29 protein-coding genes and 1 pseudogene are annotated in these 21,814 nt (G+C 70.9%); 19 read left to right on the top strand and 11 right to left on the bottom strand.

Annotated features, from left to right (window positions below; all coding sequences use genetic code 11):
• Positions 1–161 precede the first annotated feature (161 nt).
• Positions 162–362, top strand: coding sequence for a hypothetical protein (locus LUX31_RS26405; protein WP_235480208.1), 201 nt, complete (start codon positions 162–164; stop codon positions 360–362).
• Positions 363–737: 375 nt separating this feature from the next.
• On the opposite strand, the pseudogene LUX31_RS37715 reads toward LUX31_RS26405, so the two are convergent.
• Positions 738–977, bottom strand: a pseudogene (locus LUX31_RS37715) (ATP-binding protein); the annotation flags it as partial.
• A gap of 68 nt (positions 978–1,045) precedes the next feature.
• Positions 1,046–1,273: a hypothetical protein gene (locus LUX31_RS26395; RefSeq protein WP_235477654.1), complete on the bottom strand. Its 228-nt coding sequence runs from the start codon at positions 1,271–1,273 to the stop codon at positions 1,046–1,048.
• Positions 1,274–1,404: 131 nt separating this feature from the next.
• Between LUX31_RS26395 and LUX31_RS26390 the strand changes: the two genes are divergently transcribed.
• Complete coding sequence (locus tag LUX31_RS26390; RefSeq protein ID WP_235477652.1) at positions 1,405–2,256, top strand: helix-turn-helix domain-containing protein; 852 nt, start codon at positions 1,405–1,407, stop codon at positions 2,254–2,256.
• The gene (locus LUX31_RS26385; protein WP_235477651.1) at positions 2,237–2,443 is read left to right on the top strand and encodes a DUF397 domain-containing protein; all 207 of its coding nucleotides are present in this window, start codon (positions 2,237–2,239) and stop codon (positions 2,441–2,443) included. The genes LUX31_RS26390 and LUX31_RS26385 overlap by 20 nt, the downstream gene beginning before the upstream one ends.
• On the opposite strand, the gene LUX31_RS26380 is transcribed toward LUX31_RS26385, so the two are convergent.
• Entirely contained in the window at positions 2,424–3,245 is an 822-nt protein-coding gene (locus LUX31_RS26380; RefSeq protein WP_235477649.1) for a helix-turn-helix domain-containing protein, read from the bottom strand. The two genes, LUX31_RS26385 and LUX31_RS26380, sit on opposite strands and share 20 nt — an antisense overlap.
• Positions 3,242–4,039, bottom strand: coding sequence for a peptidoglycan-binding protein (locus LUX31_RS26375; protein WP_235477647.1), 798 nt, complete (start codon positions 4,037–4,039; stop codon positions 3,242–3,244). The genes LUX31_RS26380 and LUX31_RS26375 overlap by 4 nt, the downstream gene beginning before the upstream one ends.
• Before the next feature lie 313 nt (positions 4,040–4,352).
• Between LUX31_RS26375 and LUX31_RS26370 the strand changes: the two genes are divergently transcribed.
• Positions 4,353–4,820 carry a peptidoglycan-binding domain-containing protein gene (locus tag LUX31_RS26370; RefSeq protein ID WP_235477645.1) on the top strand — a complete coding sequence of 156 codons (468 nt, stop codon included), beginning with the start codon at positions 4,353–4,355 and terminating at the stop codon, positions 4,818–4,820.
• A 202-nt stretch (positions 4,821–5,022) separates the two neighbouring features.
• Positions 5,023–5,223, top strand: a complete 201-nt coding sequence (locus LUX31_RS26365) for a peptidoglycan-binding domain-containing protein (RefSeq protein WP_235477640.1) — start codon at positions 5,023–5,025, stop codon at positions 5,221–5,223.
• Positions 5,224–5,375: 152 nt separating this feature from the next.
• Here LUX31_RS26365 and LUX31_RS26360 read toward each other — a convergent pair whose 3' ends face one another.
• From LUX31_RS26360 to LUX31_RS26330, 7 genes are all read right to left on the bottom strand, one after another.
• Complete coding sequence (locus LUX31_RS26360) at positions 5,376–5,975, bottom strand: DinB family protein (RefSeq protein WP_235480059.1); 600 nt, start codon at positions 5,973–5,975, stop codon at positions 5,376–5,378.
• 159 nt (positions 5,976–6,134) lie between these two features.
• Positions 6,135–6,386: a hypothetical protein gene (locus LUX31_RS26355; RefSeq protein ID WP_235477639.1), complete on the bottom strand. Its 252-nt coding sequence runs from the start codon at positions 6,384–6,386 to the stop codon at positions 6,135–6,137.
• Positions 6,387–6,442: 56 nt separating this feature from the next.
• Positions 6,443–6,910: a PIN domain-containing protein gene (locus tag LUX31_RS26350; RefSeq protein ID WP_235477638.1), complete on the bottom strand. Its 468-nt coding sequence runs from the start codon at positions 6,908–6,910 to the stop codon at positions 6,443–6,445.
• A complete protein-coding gene (locus tag LUX31_RS26345) occupies positions 6,903–7,187 on the bottom strand; it encodes a type II toxin-antitoxin system Phd/YefM family antitoxin (protein ID WP_235477636.1) in 285 nt (94 codons plus the stop codon). Before LUX31_RS26345 ends, LUX31_RS26350 begins: the two co-directional genes overlap by 8 nt.
• A 459-nt stretch (positions 7,188–7,646) precedes the next feature.
• Entirely contained in the window at positions 7,647–7,865 is a 219-nt protein-coding gene (locus tag LUX31_RS26340) for a hypothetical protein (protein ID WP_235477633.1), read from the bottom strand.
• Positions 7,866–7,912: 47 nt separating this feature from the next.
• Entirely contained in the window at positions 7,913–8,587 is a 675-nt protein-coding gene (locus LUX31_RS26335) for a 2-phosphosulfolactate phosphatase (protein ID WP_235480058.1), read from the bottom strand.
• 52 nt (positions 8,588–8,639) lie between these two features.
• On the bottom strand, positions 8,640–10,247 hold the full coding sequence (locus LUX31_RS26330) for a FadD3 family acyl-CoA ligase (protein WP_235477630.1): 1,608 nt from the start codon (positions 10,245–10,247) through the stop codon (positions 8,640–8,642).
• 114 nt (positions 10,248–10,361) lie between these two features.
• On the opposite strand from LUX31_RS26330, the gene LUX31_RS26325 reads away from it, so the two are divergent.
• The 14 genes from LUX31_RS26325 to LUX31_RS26260 all read left to right on the top strand — a co-directional run bounded on the left by LUX31_RS26325 (position 10,362) and on the right by LUX31_RS26260 (position 21,694).
• Entirely contained in the window at positions 10,362–11,519 is a 1,158-nt protein-coding gene (locus LUX31_RS26325; RefSeq protein ID WP_235477629.1) for a lipid-transfer protein, read from the top strand.
• A 41-nt stretch (positions 11,520–11,560) separates the two neighbouring features.
• The gene (locus LUX31_RS26320; protein WP_235477626.1) at positions 11,561–11,977 is read left to right on the top strand and encodes a Zn-ribbon domain-containing OB-fold protein; all 417 of its coding nucleotides are present in this window, start codon (positions 11,561–11,563) and stop codon (positions 11,975–11,977) included.
• Positions 11,974–12,768: an enoyl-CoA hydratase/isomerase family protein gene (locus LUX31_RS26315; RefSeq protein WP_235477625.1), complete on the top strand. Its 795-nt coding sequence runs from the start codon at positions 11,974–11,976 to the stop codon at positions 12,766–12,768. The genes LUX31_RS26320 and LUX31_RS26315 overlap by 4 nt, the downstream gene beginning before the upstream one ends.
• 53 nt (positions 12,769–12,821) lie before the next feature.
• Complete coding sequence (locus LUX31_RS26310; RefSeq protein ID WP_235480057.1) at positions 12,822–13,781, top strand: alpha/beta fold hydrolase; 960 nt, start codon at positions 12,822–12,824, stop codon at positions 13,779–13,781.
• 292 nt (positions 13,782–14,073) lie between these two features.
• Positions 14,074–14,424, top strand: coding sequence for a CU044_2847 family protein (locus tag LUX31_RS26305; RefSeq protein WP_235477623.1), 351 nt, complete (start codon positions 14,074–14,076; stop codon positions 14,422–14,424).
• Positions 14,414–15,871 (top strand): trypsin-like peptidase domain-containing protein, encoded by a 1,458-nt coding sequence (locus LUX31_RS26300; protein WP_235477621.1) that lies wholly within the window; start codon positions 14,414–14,416, stop codon positions 15,869–15,871. The genes LUX31_RS26305 and LUX31_RS26300 overlap by 11 nt, the downstream gene beginning before the upstream one ends.
• Positions 15,868–16,743: a hypothetical protein gene (locus tag LUX31_RS26295; RefSeq protein WP_235477616.1), complete on the top strand. Its 876-nt coding sequence runs from the start codon at positions 15,868–15,870 to the stop codon at positions 16,741–16,743. Before LUX31_RS26300 ends, LUX31_RS26295 begins: the two co-directional genes overlap by 4 nt.
• Positions 16,740–17,198 (top strand): hypothetical protein, encoded by a 459-nt coding sequence (locus LUX31_RS26290; RefSeq protein WP_235477608.1) that lies wholly within the window; start codon positions 16,740–16,742, stop codon positions 17,196–17,198. The genes LUX31_RS26295 and LUX31_RS26290 overlap by 4 nt, the downstream gene beginning before the upstream one ends.
• Positions 17,195–18,244 (top strand): hypothetical protein, encoded by a 1,050-nt coding sequence (locus tag LUX31_RS26285; protein WP_235477604.1) that lies wholly within the window; start codon positions 17,195–17,197, stop codon positions 18,242–18,244. Before LUX31_RS26290 ends, LUX31_RS26285 begins: the two co-directional genes overlap by 4 nt.
• Before the next feature lie 207 nt (positions 18,245–18,451).
• Complete coding sequence (locus tag LUX31_RS26280) at positions 18,452–18,835, top strand: Tat pathway signal sequence domain protein (RefSeq protein ID WP_235480056.1); 384 nt, start codon at positions 18,452–18,454, stop codon at positions 18,833–18,835.
• Positions 18,832–19,476 (top strand): class F sortase, encoded by a 645-nt coding sequence (locus LUX31_RS26275; RefSeq protein WP_235477603.1) that lies wholly within the window; start codon positions 18,832–18,834, stop codon positions 19,474–19,476. The genes LUX31_RS26280 and LUX31_RS26275 overlap by 4 nt, the downstream gene beginning before the upstream one ends.
• 134 nt (positions 19,477–19,610) lie before the next feature.
• Positions 19,611–20,102 (top strand): RNA polymerase sigma factor, encoded by a 492-nt coding sequence (locus LUX31_RS26270; RefSeq protein ID WP_235477602.1) that lies wholly within the window; start codon positions 19,611–19,613, stop codon positions 20,100–20,102.
• The gene (locus LUX31_RS26265) at positions 20,086–20,628 is read left to right on the top strand and encodes a hypothetical protein (RefSeq protein ID WP_235477601.1); all 543 of its coding nucleotides are present in this window, start codon (positions 20,086–20,088) and stop codon (positions 20,626–20,628) included. The genes LUX31_RS26270 and LUX31_RS26265 overlap by 17 nt, the downstream gene beginning before the upstream one ends.
• 79 nt (positions 20,629–20,707) lie before the next feature.
• A complete protein-coding gene (locus LUX31_RS26260) occupies positions 20,708–21,694 on the top strand; it encodes a helix-turn-helix domain-containing protein (protein WP_235477600.1) in 987 nt (328 codons plus the stop codon).
• Positions 21,695–21,814: the final 120 nt, after the last annotated feature.

Genomic DNA, 21,814 nt, shown 5'->3' with positions numbered 1-21,814 from the left:
AGTCTCGTCCCTGTCGAGCCGTCGCGTCGGGGGGCAGGCGGAACGACAGGGGGGCCGGACCTCTTAAGGTGAACCGGCCCTGGGCCCGTCCCACGATCCACGGGGGAATCGAGGGGCGGGCCCGTCCAGTCCACCGGTCACCATTCAGGGGAGACAGCAAGATGAGCGACGAGAACACGACGGACGACGTCCACGCGACGACGGAGCCGGCGACCGTGACGACGCTGGGCGACGTACACGCGACGACCGAACCGGCCAAGGAGACGAAGGCCACGGCGACGATCCTGGGCGACGTCCACGCCACGACGGAACCGGCCACGGCCACGACGGACGACGTCCACGCGACGGACGAGACGGCCTGAGCCACCGGCTCCGGGCTCCAACAGACGTACACCTGCACGGGGAACGACCGCGGCGGCGCGGAGGGGGAGCCGTCGCGGTCGTGGTGTTTGCGGGGCGGTCACCTGTCCGGCGGTACGAAGGCCCGGTGCGCGGTTCCCGGCCCCGCGCTCGGCGAAGACACGGCCGGCTTCCCGCCGTTCCCTCTCTGCCGCGGCCAACTCCTCCTCAGTGACCGGACCGCCCTTCTCCTCCATCCACGCCACCAGCTCCCCCAGCCGCTCCTGTTCCCGTCGGCGCTCCATGGCCTGCGGAACACCGGCGCCGGCCAGCTCACACCACACAGTCTTGCCCACGGCGTCCACCTCCACGCCCCACCGCACCGCCAACGCCCCGAGCAACGCCAGCCCGCGCCCCGACTCGTCGGCTCCTGTCGCGCTGAGCAGCACCGGAAGGGCTCGCGGGTCGGGATCACCCACCTCCACCCGAATACGAGCGCCGTCCACACAGCCCACCCGCACGGAAACGGGCGTCCCCTCCCCCATGTGCCGGATGACGTTTCCGACCAGCTCGGTGACGCACAACTGAACGTCTCCGCACACCTGTTCGCAAGCTTCGTCCCCGAACCACTCCCGCACCGCGCCCCGAAGCTCGGGCACGGCCTTGGCGACGGCCAGCAGTTCGGCACCGAAGTGCGTCGCCGCGTTCACTGCCCGGCCGCGTTCCGCAGCACGGCGGCCAGCTTCCGCGCGGTGTCCACGTTGCAGCCGCCCAGCGCGACCAGCCCCCTCGGCGTCCGGTAACTCCCCGCGAAACTCACCAGATCGATCCTCAGGGACGGCAGGGTGATCCCGTGCTCGCGGAGGGCCTCGCGGAGTTCCTCGACGCAAACGGTGACGTCGTAGACGGTGGGTTCGGACTGCGTGGGCTCCATGGAGGGACCTTCCTGTTCAGCAGGCACTCATGCGCGTTCTGTGACGATTCCCTCACAGAGTGACGTGACGGTGCGTACCGTGGAAGGGCTTCGGATTGCGCAGCGCAACTGGAAAGAGGCGGTGGTGAGTTGTGCCCTCCCGTAAGGACCCCGACGCGTCCGCGAACGTCCCGTCCTTCTACGGCGCCGAGTTGCGCTACCTGAGGGAACAGGCGGGCCTGACACTGGAACAACTGGCCGAGGGAAGCTGGCGCGGCATCTCCCTACTGAGCCAGATCGAGCGCGGCGAACGCAGGATGCCGGAGGATCTGGCCCGCCATGTCGACGCGAAGCTCGGCACGGACGGCTTTTTCATGCGGCGCTGTGAAGACGTGAGCAGGGCGAAGCGGTCGGGGCATGCGGAGTACTTCGCGGATGTCGTCGAGATGGAGAAGAGTGCGGAGTCGATCGAGGAGTGGGCGCCCGCGCTCATCCCCGGACTGCTCCAGACACGGCCGTACGCAGAGGCAGTCATCCACACGTCGTTGCCCTGGTTGCCGCCCGACACCGTCGAGAGCCAGGTACGGGCCCGCCTGGAGCGCGCAGACATCTGGGAGCGCGAGGTGCGCCCGGCGTTCTGGGCGATCCTGCACCAGTCGCTGATCAGCAAACCGCTTCTACCGCCGGAGGCGATGGCGGAACAACTGGAGCACATCGCGCAGGTGATCCGCTCCACGCAGGGCGTTCTGCAACTCCTCCCGGAAACCACCACCGCCCACCCGCTCATGATGGGCATGATCAAGGCCATGACCTTCCCGGACGCGCCGCCCTTGATCTACACGGAAGGTCTCCACAGCGGCCAACTCATCGACTATCCAGCTCTCGTGAAGAACTACCGCAGGTCGTACGATCTGCTCAGGGCGACGGCACTTCCACCAGAGACGTCCCTGGCCATGGTCGAGCAAGCGGCAGAGGACTACCGAAATGGCAAGCGGAAAGAGTGACTTGAGCACCGCAGAGTGGCGCAAGAGCAGCTACAGCAACGGAAGCGGCGGAGACTGCGTCGAGGTGTCCTCCGCCCCCGGCGTCGTCCCCGTACGCGACTCCAAGACCGCCGCCCCGCACAACGGCCCCGTACTCCTCTTCCGGGCCGGGGCCTGGGCAGCGTTCCTCACCGGGGTGAAGGGCTGACGCGGGCCTCGACGCACTCCCGTTCGCCGTCGGCCGATGCCGGCCGGAAGCAGGCCCGGACGGTGCTGCCGGGACGGACTTCGGCCATCTTGGTGTAGACGAAGGTTGCCGCGTCGTCCTTGTTCCTGATGCGCGCGCCGTAGGTCGGGCCGCCTGCCGTGACGTCGACCCGGTCGCCGATCTCGGTCCCCCAGGTCCGGGCCCAGCTCGCACCGCACTTCTTGCTGTGGCGCACCTCGATGTAGGCGCCCGTGGCCGTGCGGTGCGAGGCGAGGGTGTCGGGGCCGATACCGCAGATCAGGAGCATCGGGTCCCGGCCCTCGCAGGCGGCTCCGTGGCATTGGGGAGCGAAGGAGAACGGGACGGAGTCCGGTGGCGACTCGGCCTCCTGAGCCTCCGAGTCCGGCAGCAGGAGGAACAGCAGGACCGCGACACCACCGACGATCACGGTGTACGCCGACGCCAGCAGCACCAGGAGCCTGCTCCCGACGAGTCGCCGCCGCCCGGTCCCGGCGGGCGGCGGCGACTCGTCCGTGGGAGGGGCGAGTGCGGGGGCCTCCGCGCGTCCGCTCCAGTGCGACTCGGCGATCTCCCACAGGGCCAGCAGCCGCCCGTCCGGTTCGTTCGCGAGCCGGCACAGTTCCCGTACGGCCTGGCGAGGAGGCAGGCTCTTGCCGTTGAGGTAACGCTCCCACGAGGACTTGCTGTACGCCGTCCGCTCCGCCAGCGCCGCCAGGCTCAGCCCCGCACCGGCCCGCAGCTCCCGCAGCGCCGCGACCAGCCGAGTGTGATCCGCGGTCACTTGGCCGCCGCCTTCCGCAGGGCGTGCCAGGTGCGCGTGCCGATGACCCCGTCCACGACCAGCCCGCTCTTCTTCTGCATGCGCTCGACCGCTCGCCGCGTCTTCGGGCCGAAGACGCCGTCGATCTCCCCCGGCGCGGTGCCCGCCCGGTCCAACAGGCACTGCGCCTCGGCCACTTCGAGCCCCACGTGGGTGTTGGACAGGGGTATCTCCGTGGTCCGGCTCAGGCCCGCGTACCAGCGGCCGTCACGCTGCTCCAGCCGGCAGGTGTAGATGACCGGCACCAGGGACGCCGACACAGTGGCCGGGGCCGACGGGAGAGCATCGCTGCGGTCGCGCGCGAGCTGGGCACGGGCCTCGGTGAGCTGCACGGCCAGCACGAGTGCCGCGGTCACGGACAGCACCGAGACCACGGCTCCCGCCGTGACCGCGACGCGCAGCTGACGCCGGTACGGCTGCTGCTCCGTGGGGGTGTGTGCAGGTGTCGCGGCGAGGTCCTCGGGCGCGTCGGTGGTGACCATCGGTCCCTCCGCCCAGCGTTGGGCGGCGATCTCGTGCATCAGCAGCAGCCGGGCCGGATCGCCACCGCCGATGCGGGCCATCGCCTCGACGGCCTCCCGGGGCGGCAGAGACCTGCCGTTCAGATACCGCTGCCACGACTTCGCGCTGTACCCGGTCCTCGCGGTCAGTTGACGCGTACTCAGTTCGCTGCGGTCCTTCAGTCCGCGCAGTCGCACGATCAACTGGTGGACGTGTGGATGCAGTTCGGCGGGCAGTTGCTTCCAGCGCGACACGCTTTCCCCCACTCGCGTTGGGGGCCTCGGTCCCGGCCCCCGTGACCCGGTCTCATTCTGCACCAGCCGTCACGGGGGCCCCGCCCTGCCGCAACCCCGCCCTGGCGCGGAATCAGCTCATCCCCCCTCTCGTCGCAGTCCCGCCGCAGGGACTCGGCGGACGGCATCTCAGCAGGTCAGCGCGCGGGACGTCTCGGGACGAGGCCACTTCCGCGTCACCTGTGGCCGAACATCTCGCCGAACCCGCAGTCTCGTTGCGGAGCCGGCCGCTGCGGTCGGCTTCTTCAACCGCACGTCAATCGAGGGGAACAACATGCGAGCTCTCACGAAGGCACTCGTCAGTGCCACCGCCGCGATCGGGATCGCCGCCGGCGGCCTGGCCACCGCGGGCACGGCCATGGCGGCTCCCGCGTCGGCCCAGCAGCAGGCGGCGAGCGGTGAGGTCGGCACGCTCGCGGTGGTCAACCTGGGGCTGAACACCGCCCGAGCCAAGCACTGGCAGTGCTACCTGCGCAACCTGGGTTACAAGCCCGGCACGATCGACGGACAGCTGGGCACGGACAGCTGGAAGGCGGCGCAGCGACTGTTCAGGGCCCTCGGCTATTACGACGATTCCATCGACGGAATCGTCGGACCCAACACGATCACGGGCCTGCAGCAATTCCTGAACTGGATCGGCGACTACAACGGCGGCAACTACAACCTTGCCGTCGACGGGGTGGCCGGACCGGCGACCAAGGGCGCGTTCTGGGACTTCAACGGCCCGAACTTCTGCGCCTGAGCGAACGCCCCGGCCCGTCCTCCCCCGCCTGGAGGAGGACGGGCCGCGTGCCGCGGCTCGACTCCACTCACCATCACGCACGGAAAGTGATACCTGCAACACGTACAAGAACGTCAGCGGGCACAAGGTTCCCGCCTACGGGCAGCCGACTCCCAGCCTGACCTGCAACCTCGTCCTCAACACCAGCAACTCCAACGAGGCCGTGGAGGTCCTCCAGACCAGCCTGAACAACTGCCACAACTTCGACCTTGCCGTCGACGGCTACTACGGCGAAAAGACCTTCCTCGCCGTCAGATCCATCCAGGCGGCCTACCTCGGGGAGGCCCACGCCGACGGCTACTACGGCCCTCAGACCCGAGAAGTCATGAAGCACTGGGGCCTCAGCGGCTGCGGCAGGATCTGACCCAGCCCGGCGATATTCCGTCACACCCTGGGACCCGCGAGGAGGGGCCGACTCCAACGAGCCGGCCCCTCCTTGGCGTGGGCCTCAGCAGCGCCGGGGACCGGCGCGACGGCTTCCGCTCCTGTACGCCCCCCGCGCCCCCCGCCTCCCCGTCAGGTGGCCACCCGCCCGTCGAGCGTCTCCCGCAGGATGTCCGCGTGCCCGGCGTGCTGGGCGGTCTCGGCGATGACGTGCACGAGTACCCGGCGCACACTCCATTCCGCCCCGGGCTCGTGCCAGGGCGCCACCGGCAGCGGATGCGTCGCCGACAGGTCGGGTACGGCGGCCACGATCTCCTCGCTCCGGGCGGCGACCCGCTCGTAGCGCTCACGAATCCCGGCCAGCGTCTCGCCGGGCAGCATCCGGAAGTTGTTCTGGTGGTCGATCGCCCACTGCGGGAACTCGCGCGCGGTACCGGCCGCCATGTCCGCCCAGGTGACACCGTCGGGCAGGTCGTAACTCATCGCCGAGGGGCCTTCGAGTACGAAGCGCAGCCAGCCTTCCTCGATGGCCGCGACGTGCTTGACCAGACCGCCCAGACACAGCGCGCTGACCGTCGGCCGCTCACCGGCCTGCTCGTCGCTGAGCCCGTTCGTCGTGTTGGTGAGGGTGGATCGGGCGGTCGCGAGCTGGGCCAGCAGGTCGACGCGCTCGCTGTCGAGGGCGGAGGGGGGCGTGGTCGTGGCGGCGGCGGTGGCAGACGTGGCGGTCACGGTGATCGGATCCTTCTGGTCGGTCTCGTTGTTCGGCACGGGACGACAGTCGCAGGGAATTAGGACAGATACTGACCGCTTCCCGGCGCGACATCGGCGCCATGCCAAAAACCTCAGCGCGACTGCGAGCGGCCTGAGGCAGGCACGCACGGTGCGCCGTCACCCAGCCCAGGACGTGAGCGACTCGGCCACGTCACGGACCGTGGCAGCTGTCCTGGGGCCCCTTTGCGCCCCCTCGGTCTCGTCCAGAAGATCGCCGTACTCACCGCCGTACTCACCGCCGTACTCGCCGAGCGCTTCCTGCGCGGCGGCCATGAATCGGGCGCGCACCGGCTCGTTGCCACTCGGGATGAGCTGCTCGACGTACTCGCTGACCGGTATCCGCCGCGTCGCCGCCGCCTGGCGGGCCATCAGCTCACCGCCCCATTCCGGGCCGACGCCTGGGCAGCGCCCCGCAACGGGGCCTCTCAGAGATCGTCCGGCAGCAACCGGAACGCCGCCTCCCCCGTGAGCGGGCGCATCATGCGGAAGTGGCGGTCCGTGGTGAAAACGTCGGCGGTCTGGAACGCGGCGGCCAGCACCACGTTCATGGCATCCGCGAGGCCCACGCCCTTGCCGCCACCGGCGTCCTCATAGCCCCGCATCACCGCCATCGCGCCACGTAGGTGCGGCACGGAGTCAGGGATCCCGAATCGACGGGCCTCCACCTGGCCTGCGACGAAATCGAGAGCGTTCATGGACGCCCGGGGTCCTACGCGCTCCGTGAGCAGGTAGTCGAGTTCGGTGAGGACCATGGGAGAGACGACGAGGTGCCCCACTCGGGCAAGAGCCGCCCGGTGCGCGGCATGACGCGGGTCCTTCGGCGTGAACAGGCGGTACAGCGCGTTCGTGTCGGCGATGGCGACCGGAATCGCGGGTTCGGATGCTTCAGCCATCAACCGCACCCATCCCCCGCAGAGTCTCGCCGATCTCGTCGTCGCCCAGTACCGGTCCCCCCAGATCAGGGATGTCCAGCAAGCCCATGGGGTCGGTCCGGAAGGCGTACACCGGCCGCCCGGTACGAATCCCGTCGCGTACGCCATGGGGAACGATGTCCCCTATCGGCACGCCGTCCTTGGTGATGGTGACGGTCTCGCCCGCCGCGACGCGGGCCATGACCCGCGAGGTCTGCTGATTGAGTTCTCGGAGCGGCACTTCGCTGCGACCATCCATGCACACAAGCGTACTACGCGTTCTACACCCTGGTATGCGATCGAGATCGCAAGGATCCCGGCCACCGCCACACAGCTCCGTGCCGCCGAGTACACGGCGCAGACCGTCGACCGTGACGAACCCGCCTGGCGTGACCCCCCGGACGAAACGCATGTCACCGGCGGCCCCACACCCGCGCCTCCCGCGTTCGTCGCACAGGTCGAGAAGCGAGCCGACGACATCGCACGGGGGGCCGAGGCACTTCACCTGGACAGCACCCGGATTCAGGGCGCAGGCGAGGGCGTGCAGACCGCCTACGTCCCAGGCGGAATGTTCCTGTACCCGACCATCGTTCGCCACGAGTGCGTGTACATCCTCCAAGTGTTCAGGAGGGTGTGAACGGCACGGGCGAGGCGCGTTCGCCGGATACGCGTAGGCGGGCGTGGTCGTCGAACTGCAGTCAGTGCGCGACGCCGCGCATCAGTCCCTCCAAGTCGCCTCGATCTCGTCGAAGAGATCGGCGAACTCATCGAGCGTCTGCTGCGCGGTGGCCATGAAGAGGGCACGCAGATGCTCGTTGTCGTTCCGGATGAGCTGCTCGACGTACTCGTTGACCGGTATACGCCTGGTCTCCGCCGCCTGCCGAGCCATCTCGGCGATGTCGCCGTCCAGTCGGATGTTGATCTGCGTCTTGGCCATAGAGGGAGGATGCCAGCTGATACCCATCACGCTGACCCCATCAGCGATCAGACGGTCCACGGACGCAGGACCATGAGCGACTCCTCCAAGCCCGCCACCATGGCAAAGGGAAACCGGTCCAGCTCAAGACAGAGCGCGACATCATCAGGATGGACGCCTTGGCGCACCCCCTCCGTCAGCTCGGCGGCGGCGCGTGAATCGGCGGCGCGGCGGAGGAACCCGGCAGCATCCGCCCCGCCCCCATCGGCCCTGCCGGCGATGTATTCAGCGCACGCCAGATCTTCCTCGGCCCGCCCGTCCTCACCCGTGACCACGAACGTGACGCTGTCGCACTCGCGTGCCCGCAGGAGCCGAGCCGTCGCCTCCGCCACCACGAAGCCGGCGCACAGCACCAGTGACGCCTCCTTGACCGCGAGGGCGCCGACCGTGCCCGCCGTGGTCTTCTGCACAACGGTCCGTCCGCCAAGGTCAGTTGACCGCAGCAGGCCCGGCGAGTTGACCATCTCGAACCCTGGCGCGGGCGGCCCGTCCTTGAGCGCCGCCCAGTCAGGATGGCGAGCCTTGAGCGCCAGGGCGTCGTCCAGCGACTCGGCGAGAACGATCTTTTCCGCCCCTTGCGCAAAGGCCCAGGCTGCCACGGTGAAAGCACGCATGACGTCGACCACGACGGCCACGGAGGGGACTTCGGTCAGTTCAGCGATGCCGAGGAAATGAGCGTCCATTCCGATCATGGTCGCGCATACCCGACCCGAAGCATCCGCCAGGTGACACGCATCACGTCGACGCCGCCGCTCCCGGAATGCCCGCCCCCCGCAACTCCCCCTTGACCACCTTCCCACTCGCGTTCCGAGGCAGCCCGCTCACGAACTCCACCACCCTCGGCACCTTGTAATTGGCCATCTCCCGCCGAGCCCAGGCGATCAGGTCGTCCCCCGTCAGACTCACCCCCGGCCGCCGCACCACATACGCCTTTCCGACCTCCCCCAACCGCCCGTCCGGTACGCCGATCACCGCCACGTCCGCCACATCCGGGTGCAGGCCGAGGAGTTGCTCGATCTCCGCCGGGTAGGCGTTGAAGCCGCCGACGATGAACATGTCCTTCAACCGGTCGGTGATCCGCAGGTTGCCGTCGCCGTCCAGGACGCCCACGTCCCCCGTCCTCAACCACCCCTCCCCCGTGACCACTTCAGCCGTACTCTCCGCGTCCTCGAAGTACCCCCGCATGACGTTGAAGCCCCGCACCAGCACCTCCCCGGGCTCACCGACCGGCGCTTCCACCCGCACCTCGGCCCCCGGCACCGCCCGCCCGGACGTCGACGCGATCACCTCCGCCGCATCCCCCCGGCGGCACATCGTCACGATCCCGCTCGCCTCCGAAAGCCCGTACGCCGTCAGAACGGTGGCCACTCCCAGCTCTGTACGCAACCGTTCCACCAGCCGCAACGGCACCACCGCCGCCCCCGTCACCACCAGCCGCAGCGACGACAGGTCGTACGCCGACCGGGACGGGTGATCCAACAACGACTGCAACAGTGTCGGTGGGCCGGGCAGCACCGACACCCGCTCCGCCGCCACGTTCGCCAGGACCGTGTCCACGTTGAACACCGGCTGCGGAATCACCGTCGCGCCCCGCATCAGACACGCCAACACCCCTGCCTTGTAGCCGAAGGTGTGGAAGAACGGGTTCACGACGAGATAGCGGTCCCCCTCCCGCAGGCCCGCCAACTCGCTCCAGATCTCGTACGCCCGCAGCGACTGCGCATGCGTGATCACGGCCCCCTTCGGCCGCCCCGTCGTCCCCGACGTGAAGACGATGTCCGAGGGATCCGAACCCCGGACACCCTCCGCCCGCGCCCGGACGACCTCCGCCCCCACCCCGTCCCCGCCCGCCAAAAAGTCCTTCCACGTACGGAATTCAGCGGGCGCGTCCTCCCCCAGCACCACCACGTCCGTCAGCTCCGGCAGCCCCGGCAACGGGCCCTCCCCCTCACCTTGCCCCGCCGCCCTCCGCAGCGACGCCACGTACGACGTGCCCAGGAACGTCCCCGTCACGAACAGCAACTTCGCCCGGCTGCGCGCCAGTACGTACGCGGCCTCCGTCCCCTTGAAGCGGGTGTTCAGCGGTACGAGCACCGCGCCCGCCGAGACCGCGCCCAGCGCGGACACCATCCAGTCAAGGGAGTTGGGTGCCCAGATCGCCACCCGGTCGCCGGCCTCCACCCCGCCCGCGACGCACGCCGCCGCCGCGTGCTCCACCCGCGCGCCCAACTCCGCGTACGAGACCCGCGTACGTCCGTCCACGACCGCCTCGGCGTCGCCGTACCGCTCCGCCGCCGCCAGGACCAGCCCCGGAATGCTGCCCCACTCCAAGTCACCGCGCACCGTCGGCCTCCCCACAACATCCCGCACACAAGAGCTGACTGACCGTCAGATTAGCTGTAACCTGACGCTCTGTCAGCAGCCAGCAGGGCCTCGCGCGGAGGTGCATGCACAGCCATGGCAATTACCGCCGGGATCAAGGACGCCACCGCCATCGCCGGGATCGGACAGACCCCCTTCGCCCGCCAACTCCCCGAGAACGAGCGGACGTTGGCATGCCGTGCGATCCTCGCCGCGCTCGACGACGCGGGCATCGCCCCCGCCGAGGTCGACGCCCTCGCCTCCTACACGATGGAGGAGACCGACGAGGTCGAGGTCGCCAAGGCACTCGGCCTCGGTGACCTCACCTTCTTCTCCAAGGTCGGCTACGGCGGCGGCGGTTCCTGCGCCACCGTCGCCCATCTCGCCGCCGCCATCGCCTCCGGCCAGGCCACGGTCGGCGTCGCCTGGCGCTCTCGGAAGAGGGGGTCAGGGCCGCGTCCGTGGCGGAACACGACCGCCCAACTCCCCACCCCGGCCCAGTGGACCCGCCCCTTCGGACTCCTCCGGCCCTCCGACGAGATCGCCATGCTCACCCGCCGCCACATGCACGAGTACGGCACGACCCGCGACCACCTCTTCAACGTCGCCCTCGCCTGCCGCAACCGGGCCAATCAGAACCCGGCCGCGATCATGTACGACCGTCCGCTCACCCGCGAGATGTACATGACCTCCCGCTGGATCAGCGAACCCCTGTGCTTGTTCGACAACTGCCTGGAGACCGACGGGGCGTTGGCCGTCGTGATCGTCTCCGCCGAGCGGGCTCGTGACTGCCGACGCGCCCCCGTCTACATCCACTCCGCCGCCCAGGGGCTGCCCGCCCAGCACCACGGGATGGTCAACTACTGGAACGACGACCCGCTGACCGGCCCGGCCTGGACAGCCGCCCGACACCTCTGGAAACACGCCGACTTCACCCCGGACGACGTCCAAGTCGCCCAGATCTACGACGCGTTCACCGCCCTCATCCCGCTCTCCCTGGAGGGCTACGGCTTCTGCGGACGCGGCGAGGGCGGCGCCTTCACCGAGGGCGGCGCCCTGGAGATCGGCGGCCGACTGCCGATGAACACCGGCGGGGGCGGCCTCAGCGAGGCATACGTCCATGGCTTCAACCTCATCACCGAGGGCGTACGGCAACTGCGCGGCACGAGTACCGCCCAGGTCCCCGGGGCCACCACCTGCCTGGTCACCGCAGGCGAGGGCGTCCCCACATCCGCCCTTCTGTTGAGAAGTTGAGAGCTGAGAGCTGAGAAGTTGAGAGCCCGAGGAGTTGAGAGATGCTGACCCCTGTCGTCGACGAAGACGGCGCCCCCTTCTGGGAGTACGCCGCCCAGGGCGAACTCCGCGTCCAGACCTGCGCCGACTGCGCCGAACCCCGCTTCCCGCCCCGCCCCTGCTGCCCCCACTGCCAGTCCTTCGCGAGCGAGTGGCGCCAGGTCAGCGGACGCGGACGGATCTGGTCGTACGTCGTCCCGCATCCGCCGCTCCTCCCGGACTACGCCGAGCTGGCCCCGTACAACGTGATCGTGGTCGAACTGGCGGACGCTCCGCGCATCCGACTCGTCGGCAATCTGGTCACGGGCCCCGACGCACCCCTCAACTCCCTTCCCCCCGACCGGATTCGCATCGGGGCGCGGGTACAGGTCGTCTTCTCCTCGGCCGGGCTTCCGCAGTGGATCCTGGAGCGCCCGTGAGCAACCCTGAAACGCCCGTGAGCGGCCTGAACCTGTCGACCGACAAGGACACCGGGGTCGCCGTCCTCACCCTCGACCGGCCGCGGAAGCTCAACGCCATCGACCTCGCCACCGCCGCCGAACTGGCGGCCACCTGGCGGGAGTTGCGCTTCGACGACACCGTACGGGCGATCGTCCTCACCGGAGCAGGCGGGCGCGCCTTCTGCACCGGGCTCGACCGCACCGCGACCGTCCCGCAGCCCAACTCCCCCTATATGGTGGACGATCCGCTGGAGAGGATCGGGCCGAAGGCCAACGACCTCTGGAAGCCGGTGATCGCGGCGGTGAACGGTATGGCGTGCGGCGGCGCCTTCTATCTCCTCACGGAGTCGGAGTTCGTCGTCGCCGACCCGGCCGCGACCTTCTTCGACCCGCACACCACGTACGGCATGGTCAGCGCGTACGAGACGATGGGCATGGCGCAGCGGATGCCGTACGGGGAGATCGCGCGGATGGCGCTGATGGGAACGGCGGAGCGGGTGTCGGCGGCGCGGGCGTACGAGATCGGCCTGGTCAGTGAAGTGACGGCGCCCGGTGGGGTGTTGGAGGCCGCGGTGGAGTGCGCCCGGGTCATCGCGTCGTATCCGCCGGAGGGGGTGCAGGGGACGGTCCGGGCGGTGTGGGCGGCGAAGGAGGCGGCCCGTGCGCACGCCCTCGCCTATGCCCCGCACCTGGTGCGACTGGGCAACCTCCCGGGGGACCGGCAGGCGGAACTCTTCGCCGCCAGGACCCCGGATTTCCGGTTGCGATAGCAATGCTTACCCTTTGCATCATGGGTGGAGACAGCACAGTGGTTGAGCACCGCATGGTGGACGTGAACGGCATCCAGCTGCACATCGCGGAGGCCGGCGAGGGCCCGCTGGTCGTCCTGCTGCACGGTTTCCCCGAGTCCTGGCACTCCTGGCGCCACCAGTTCGGCCCGCTGGCCGCCGCCGGTTTCCGGGTCGTCGCCCCCGACCAGCGCGGATACGGCGGCAGCGACCGCCCCGAGGACGTGTCCTCGTACAGCATCCTGCACCTGGTCGGGGACGTGGTCGGGCTGATCCACGCGCTCGGCGAGGAGACGGCGTACGTCGTCGGGCACGACTGGGGCGCGCCCGTCGCCTGGCACACCGCGCTGCTGCGGCCGGACATCGTGCGCGGGGTGGCGGGCCTGAGCGTGCCGCCGCCGTTCCGGGGCGACCGGCGGCCCCTGGGGGTGATGGAGGCGATGTTCGGGGGCCGTTTCTACTGGAACTACATCAACCGCCCCGGGGTCGCCGACGCCGAACTGGCCCGCGACCCGCGCACCACCCTCCGCAAGACCCTGTACTCCTTCTCCGGCGACAGCCCCGACTCGGGCACCGGCAAGCAGCCGCTGATCGAGCCCGGCCAGGGCTGGCTGGACACGATGCCCGACCCGGAGCAACTCCCGGCCTGGCTCACGGAGAAGGACCTCGACCACCTCACCGACAGCTTCGCGGGCACCTTCACCGGCGCCCTCAACTGGTACCGCAACATCGACCGCAACTGGGAACTGACGGCCGCCTGGCACGAGGCGGTGGTCAGTACGCCCGCGCTGTACGTGTACGGCGACAAGGACCTGGTGCCGGCGTTCCCGGGCACACCCCAACTCATCGAACAACTCCCGGAGTTGATGCCGAACCTGCGGCGCCCGCCGGTGGTCCTTGAGGGCTGCGGCCACTGGACGCAGCAGGAGCGGCCGGAGGAGGTCAACGCGGAACTGGTGCCGTTCCTGACGGAGTTGCGGAACGCCGCCGACTAGGAGTTCTCCTACGGGTCACCTGACGGCCGGTTCGACGCATGGCCACATGCCTCCGGAACCGCCACCACCGGCTGCGAGGCCCGCAGGCGCATGGACGACACCATGCCGAACGTCTACCGCGCCCATCAAACGGCCCGGCCACGACACCGATGGTCGCGTTAAGTGACAGTTTGATACCGGATCAGTATTCACCGGGCCGGACCGGGAGCGATCACCCTACTGTGACGGCGCACGTAGCGGGCCGGACACCTGAGCATCGCCGGCCCACTGCCCATGGGGAGGGGTAATGGTCGTGCCGGTCGACGATCACGAGCGGGGCGCCGGCGACGGCCCGACCGTGCTGGTGCAGGTGGCCTCGCTGGACGGCAACCGCCAGATCAGGTCCAACACAGCCCTGCCCGAGGCACTTTCGGGCAGGGTAGACGACATCCGCGCCGCGATGCGGGTGGGCGGGGAGTCCGTACTCGCGGGCGCCGACGCGCTGCCCGCCGACGAGAAGTGGCGACTGAGCGAGCTGAGCGCCAAGTTCGGCATCACGCTGACCGCCGAGGCCGGAGTGATCGTGTCGAAGGCGACTGCCGGCTGCACCTTCGAGGTCACGCTCACCTTCCAGCGCACGGACCCGGCCGCCGATGGCGCCTGACCGCCCCTTCGGCCGCGTCGTGAACACGGTCGCGGGAGGCCTCCTCGACGTGGGCGGGGGTGTGCTGATCACACGTCGTACCGTGCTCACGGCCCGGCACGTGGTGCACGGACTGGCAGCCGAGCGCATCCGGTTCCGGACGGGCGGCGCGGACCTCGCCGTGACAGCCGTCCAGGAGGCGACCGGTCACGACATCGCGCTGCTCACCCTGGCCGAGGACCGGGAGGGCACGGTCGCGGCCCTGTCCACCGCCGCCCAGGGCGAGCGCTGGGCCGTCCCGCTGCCCAATCAGACGGCCGGTGCCCATCTCTCGGGCGTGCTCAGCGCGTCAGGGCGTACCGACTTCACCGACCAGTACGGGAACCACGGGCGCGTCCACCAACTGCGGGTCGACGAGGGCCTCAAGAACTTCCGCGGCTACTCCGGCAGCGCCGTCACGATCCCCGGCCGGGGCGACGTCGTGGTCGGCATCCTCATCGAGCAGCAGGAGGAGGACCTCGACCGTGGCCCGGAGTCCGGCGGGCGGGCGGCCAGCAACGTGCTGTACGCCGTCCCCGTAGAAGACGCCCTGGCCGCGCTCGGCCTGAACGGGACCGTCCTCCGGCAGAACCCGCTGGGTGGTACGTCTCACGACGTGTTCGCCATGGCGCACCGGGAGTACCGCCTGCTCACCGAAGCCGCCGCCGAGGACGACCTGCTGCCCGAGGGTGCGGCCCTGCCCCCGCTGGACCGCTTCGCCGAGGCAGCCGACGGACTCGCGCAGACCCTGGAGGCGATGTACGGCTACGGCTGGCACCCCGCCGTAGTCCTGACGCCGACGCTGACCCTCGACGAGTGGACCCGGCTGCTGGGCCGCTACCGGGCAACAGGGCCAGGACCCGGCTTCGGCGGTGTGGGACTGTCCCGGCGGATGTCGTTCGGCCTCCCGGCCGGGGTCGTACCGCTCCAGGACACCGGTTCCGGCCGTGCGGGCATCGACGCGCCCCGGCGGCCGTGGGGCCTGTCGGTGGTCAACGACTCGCTCGCCCCGGCGCTGCCCGGAGTCCTGGCGCTCCACACCGAAATCCTCGGCCCGTCCGTCCGCGCGACCGCCCGGCTGCTGGCGGGCCTTCCCGGGCTGCACAACCGGGAGCTCGACCCGGGCGAGGCGGTCCGGGCCGCCTCTCCGACGATGGGCGTCTACCTGTCGCTCCAGTGGCGCCGCCTCCACCAGGCCGGGGAGCCCCTCGACCTGGGCAGCAGGACGCTGCTGCGGGACATCATCCCCAACCGCTTCGTCGGCCGCAGCAGCGGCTATGGGTGCTGGGACGACGGTGTGCGCTATCAGGAGACCAACCACATGAACGACCGTTACTACGTGCCCAGTTGCGTCGTCATAGGGCGCGGCGACCGGAAGCTCGGGCTGAGGCACGTGCGGCCCACGGTGTCCCGGATCGTCGCGTGGTGAGCCCCGCGTCCGGCTCGCCGGACCCGGCCGACCCGGCCGACCCGGCCGACCCGGCGCTCCGGCCCGGCCCACCGGATGCGACCGCTCCGACGGTCCCGCCCAGCCGTACGGACCCGACCGCCCCGCCTCGTCCCGGACCTCCCTCCCGAACCGCGTTCGCGGAGTCGGCGAGGCGGCTGACCGTCCGGTGGGGGCGCCGGTACTCCGAAAAGGCCCGCAAGCGCGCCTTCCTGAAGCTCGGGCCCACCGGCGTGTGGCGCGCCGGCGCGGCCCTGGCCGCCTGCGGCGCGGTCCTGCTGCTGGTGACCGCCGCGCACCTCGACCGGTCCCGGCTGGACCGGTCGGCCGTCGCCCACCAGCGCGGCGACAGCACGACCGGCATCGAGGTGACGGTTCCCCGGAAGGGGTGGTACGTGCTGTGGGAGGAGACCTCAGCGGGGGCACCCCGCCCGCCCGCGGCGAAGCCCGGCACCACCGTGCGAGCCAGGGCCGTAAAGGGGCCCGGAACCGGTCTCTTCACCACCTCGGACGACCCCGCCTATCTGGTGCGGCTGAACGGCCGACAGACGGTCGGGACGGCGATCGCCGCCGTGATCATCGACCCCGGCACCTACCGGATCACCGTGCTGCGCGGCAAGGGCGCCTCGGCCGGACACGGACGGCTGGCCTTCGGCCCACAGCCACCGGACGAGGGCCTGAGCATCGGCACTGGATCGACCGGCCGAGCACCCCTGGTGACCGCGACGGCCGCCGCCGTCCTGTTCGCCGTGGCCCTGCTGGCCTTCCTCATCGGGGAGACGGGCCGTCGCCTGGCCGCCCGTCGCTTCGCGAGGGCCCTCGGCCACAACGCCGCGCAGGGAGGCACCTGGTGAACGGATTCCCGCCCCCGCCCGACCCGGATCCGGGCACCAACGGAACAACCGATACCGCTGACACCACCGGCGCCACACGCACCGCCGACACCAGTGACGGCACACCCGGCCTCAAGGAGTACGCCGTCCTGGCCCTGCTGGTCGCCATCGCGCTGACCGCCCTCGCCGCCACCGTGCTCGCCGTCGTGCGCGGGGCCGACACCGCCACCCGCGACGCGTTCACCACGGCGCTGATCCCGGCCCGTGACGACAGCCCGGCCCGTGTCGTGCTCGGTGTCGCCACGCTGCTCACACTGGTGACCGGCGGTCTCCTGCTGGCAGGTGGCCGGTTCCGGCTGGCGGGACTGCGCCGGGCCCATCGCGCCTTCACGGTGCTGGCCGTGCTCAGCGTGCCTGCCGTCTTCTGGGTGACGGTGGACGCCGCCGGCGCCCTGGTGTTCAGGACCGCGTCGTGACGGCCCCCGACTCCGCCGCCCCTGTGCCGCAGGGCCCGCTCCCGACCACGCCCGGGCAGCAGGGCCCCACCGCCTCGCCCGGCGGCGTACCGGCTCCGGATCCGGCTCCGGGCGCACGGCCGTCGGAGCCGCGCGGCCTGCCGAAACGTCTCCTGGACCGGGCCGCCCGCCCGAGCCGGTCCCGTCTGACGGGCTCGGCCACGCTGCTGTCCGCCGCGCTCCTGGCCGCCGGGTCGGCGCTGCCCTGGGTCGCGGGGCCGGACGCCGACACCGTCCGCTACGGCTACCACGAGACGGAACTCGGTGACCTCGCCCTCGGATCACGCCTCGGCACGGCAGGCGGTGACGGCTGGATCACGCTGCTTCTGGGACTCGCCGTGGTGGTGCCCGGCCTGCTGTACCTCGTCGGACGCAGCCGCTCCCGGCAGCGTGCGGTCCTGCTGGGAGCGGGCGTACTGGCGACCGGCTGGGCCGCCGTCGACCTCGCGGAACTCGGCACGGTCGCGGGAGCCGACGGCACCCTGCCCCGTCTCGATCCGGGGCCGGGCCTGTATCTCGTGGCGGCGGGGGCCGTCCTGCTGCTGCTCACCGGTCTGACCGCCCCCCGCTCCCGCCAGCAGGATGTCCTCGCCGAGTCGGCCCGCACGCTGGCGCTCTGGCGGACCGGCTCCTACCAGGACGCCCTCAACCGTCAGCAGCGCCTCGTGGTGAAGGCCGCCGACGTCTGGCAGGGCGGCCATCCGCAGGTTCTCGTCGAGTGGGTCCGTCTGCTGGTGATGTACCGACGGCTGGGTTTCCACACCAACGCCGAGGACGCGCTGCGCAATGTCGTCGCCACGGCGGGCGTGCTGGTCCTGGCCTCCGACGATCTACGGGCGGACACCCGGCCCTCCCTCGCGCTCGCCTCCCAACTCCTGCGTGTCGTCCGCACCTTGGATCCGCAGTCGGTGCAGGAGGCGCTGGGGGCGGTGCTCCGGGGTCTCTCCTCCGGAACGGGGGGCCGGCAATCGCTCGCGCAGGAACTCCGGAGGGTGCTCGGCGCCTGACCCGGTGACCTCACCGGCACCCGAGCAGTCCGCGTCACACGCCCCCAACCCGCAAGCCCTGACGCAAGGGCAACGGCATCGACCCCAAGCTCCCCTCCGGCGACTTTGCCAGCTCTTTACAACCTGTTCCCGGGCCGCCTCGTCTCTTCGCACGATCCGTCACTTCCCGGCGGACCGACGAAAGAGAGCGAACCCATGCGCCGTACCGTGCGCCGTACTGTCCTCAGCGCCGTGGCACTCGCGGCCTCCGCCGTACTCGCGGGCACCGCGCCCGCGTTCGCCGACGAGACCGCGACCCCGGTCCCCAGCACCGCGCCGTCCGAGGGCACCGAGGCCCCGACCGCCGAGCCGACCCAGGTACCGGCCGACGAAGCCAGCCCGGTGCCCAGCGAGGCGCCCACCACCGACCCCAACCAGGAGCCGGCCCAGGTCGCCGAGGTGCCGAGCGGCGCCCCCGACACCGGCGTGACGCCGGCCTCGTCGGACTCCGGCACGCCGGGCACGCTGATCGGCGGGGGCGTCGCCGCCGCGTTCGCCCTGGGTGGCGCGGCCGTGTTCGTCGTACGCCGTCGGCAGGCGACCGGGGCGTGACCGTCCTCTCCAGGCGCGCCTTCGGGACAGCGGCCACGGCGGCCGCGGCCACGCTGCTCGTGGGCTGTTCCTCCGGCGGCGAAGGCGTACGGACGTCCGGGACCGCGCAACCCGGTACCGCCGCGCCGCCGTCGGCCTCGCCCTCCACGAACACCTCCGCCAAGTCGGCGCGGGCGGTGGGCCGTTCGGCCCCGGTCCGGCTGCGGATCCCCGCCATCGGGGTCGACACCCCGGTCATGCGGCTGGGCCTGGCCCCGGACCGCACCCTGCAGGTGCCGCCGGTCACCGAGCACGACCAGGCGGGCTGGTACGAGCAGTCGCCGACGCCGGGGCAGACCGGCCCGTCGGTGATCCTCGGGCATGTCACGGTCGGCTCGTACGGGGACGGTGTCTTCCACGACCTCGGGCGGCTGCGCCGGGGCGAGAAGATCGTGGCGCGTCTGGAGAACGGCACGGAGACGGAGTTCACGGTGACGTCCCTGCGGACGGTCGCCAAGGCCGAGTTCCCGGCGGACGACGTCTACGGGAACGTGGACCGCCCCGAGCTTCGGCTCATCACCTGCGGCGGGCCGCGGGACGAGAACGGCTACCTCGACAACGTGATCGTCTTCGCCGCGCTGACGTCGTCGACGAGCCCGTGACCGTATCCGCGCGGAAAACAGGACGGCGGGCCGGCGGAACGTACGCCGCCGAACCGCCGTCCTCCCCCACGAGAGCGACGAGAGCCACGAGTACGACGCCGGTGGCAACAGGTCTGACAGCACCATGGAGAGCGTTGAAACGGTCCCGCGACAAGGCAGCGTCCGAGCTGTTCGCCGCCCTCTACCCGCGCCTGGCCGGCTGGGTCCGCCGGCTCGTCGACGACGACGAGACGGCCCACGAGATCGCCTCGGAGGCGTTCACGCGCCTGTGGGCGCGCTGGACGTCGGTGGAGGAGCCGCGCGGCTTCCTCTATGTGACGGCGGCCAACATCGTCCGGGACCACTGGCGCAAGATGGAACGCGAGCGCAAGGCGATGCGCCACGTGACCACGGAAGCCGCCCTGCTCACGCACACCGACCCGGCGGACCCGTCCATCCGCATGCTGGTCCAGTCGCTGCCGGAACGACTCCGCGTCCCGATCCTCCTGCACTACTACGCTGACATGCCGATCCGGGACGTGTCCGCGCTGACCGGACGCAAGGAAGGAACCATCAAGGCCGACCTCCACGCGGCCCGAGAACTGCTCCGCGCCCACCTGAGGAAAAGCCTTGACCACACGCTTTGACGACGAAGAAGACCCGGAATTCGGACCGTTCGACCCGACCCGCCCCGAGCACGACCCGGACGACCCCCTCCTGGTCCTCCTCGGCCCCACCCCCGCCTACCTGGGCGCACCGCCGGGCCGCTTCGAGGAGATCCGCCGCACCGCGACCCGCCGCCGCAGGACCCGTACGGCAGCCGCGGTGGGCGCGGCCTGCGCCATCGCCGCGCTCATCGCGCTCCCTCTCAACCTGACGACGGGGGAGTCCCCCCGCTCCCCCACGATCCCCATGGCCCCACCTGCCCCTTCCGTCCCGGCAACACCCCCCGCCACCGACGCCACCACCGCCCCGACACAGACGCCGTCGCCCTCCGTCCCGAATACCCCCGAATCCGCCACACCTGTCCCCTCCGAGGCGTCCCTCGCCCCGCCCGAGCAGGCACCGACGACGACTCCGGACGCCGCGACAGAGGCGAGCCCGGCGGACGACGCTCCGACGCCGAGCGAGGACGGGGCGGTCCCCGTGGCGAGCGCCACAGTGGAGCCGTAGCCCCCGGGAGTCGCCAACTCGGCCGTCCAGGGGCGAGGATGACGACGGAAGCGCACGGTGGGGGATCGGGGGAGCCGGGGTGATCGGAACGGTGTTCCGCAGCGAGGACGTACCCGCGGCGGACAGATTCGACTACTGGCGGGAACTGATCGCCCGTACGCGCTCGAACGATTTCATCAGCACCCACTCCGCCGAATTCTGGGGAGAGTTACGGCTGTTGGAGCTGGGCCCGGCGACGGTGATGAAGGTGTCGTTCCTGCCGACAAGGTTCCGGCGAAGCACGCGCATGGTGCGCCAGAGCGACCGAGAGCTGTACCACCTCACCCTGATGCTGGACGGCGGAATGGCGCTGGACCACGCGGGCCGGACCACCGAGTTCGGCCCCCATGACCTGCACCTGGCCGACAGCTCACGCCCGTACGACTTCCGCCCGGCGAACGACCGCGAACGCAGGGTCGTCAGAGGCATAGGCCTGGACATCCCGAAAGCCCTGCTGCCTCTCCCCCCGCACCGGGTACGGGAGTTGCTGAACCGGCGCCTGTCGGGCCAGGAGGGAATCGGCGCCCTGCTCTCCGACCACCTCACCGGCCTGCACCGCCACGCCGACACCCTCCAGCCCGCCGACGCACCCCGCCTGGGCAAGGCCGTACTGGACCTCCTGACGGCCTGGCTCGCCCAACTCCTGGACGCGGACGCCGCCTTACCGCCGGAGACCCGCCAACAGGCCCTGACGGAACGCATCCGCGCGTTCGTCCAACAGAACCTGCACGACCCGGAGTTGACGCCGACGGCGATAGCGGCGGCCCACAACATCTCGCTGAGCTACCTGCACCGCGTCTTCCGGCAACAGACGGAGGGCGAGACGGTCGCGGCCTGGATCCGCCGCCGGCGCCTGGAGAACGCCCACCGCGACCTGGCGAACGGCTCGCTGCGCCGCACGCCCGTCCACACGATCGCCGCCCGCTGGGGCTATCCGCGCCCGTCCGACTTCACGCGGGCGTTCCGGGCCGCGTACGGGATGTCGCCCACGGAACACCGGCTCCGGGCGCTGGCGGAGCAGGAGTAGAGCGTTCGTTCACGGCAGCGGTCCGGCCCGGTCCCCGCCGAGGTGCTCGGGGCCGGGGCAGGTACAGGTCACCCCGGCCCCGGTGGATGCCGGATGCCGGGGTGACCAGGGCGTCGCCCG

Origin of the sequence: Streptomyces sp. GQFP (assembly GCF_021545335.1) — a bacterium.
In the GTDB taxonomy this organism is placed as follows: domain Bacteria; phylum Actinomycetota; class Actinomycetes; order Streptomycetales; family Streptomycetaceae; genus Streptomyces.
The sequence above is the reverse complement of the archived record's forward strand: the minus strand, read 5'-3'. Positions and strand labels throughout refer to the sequence as shown.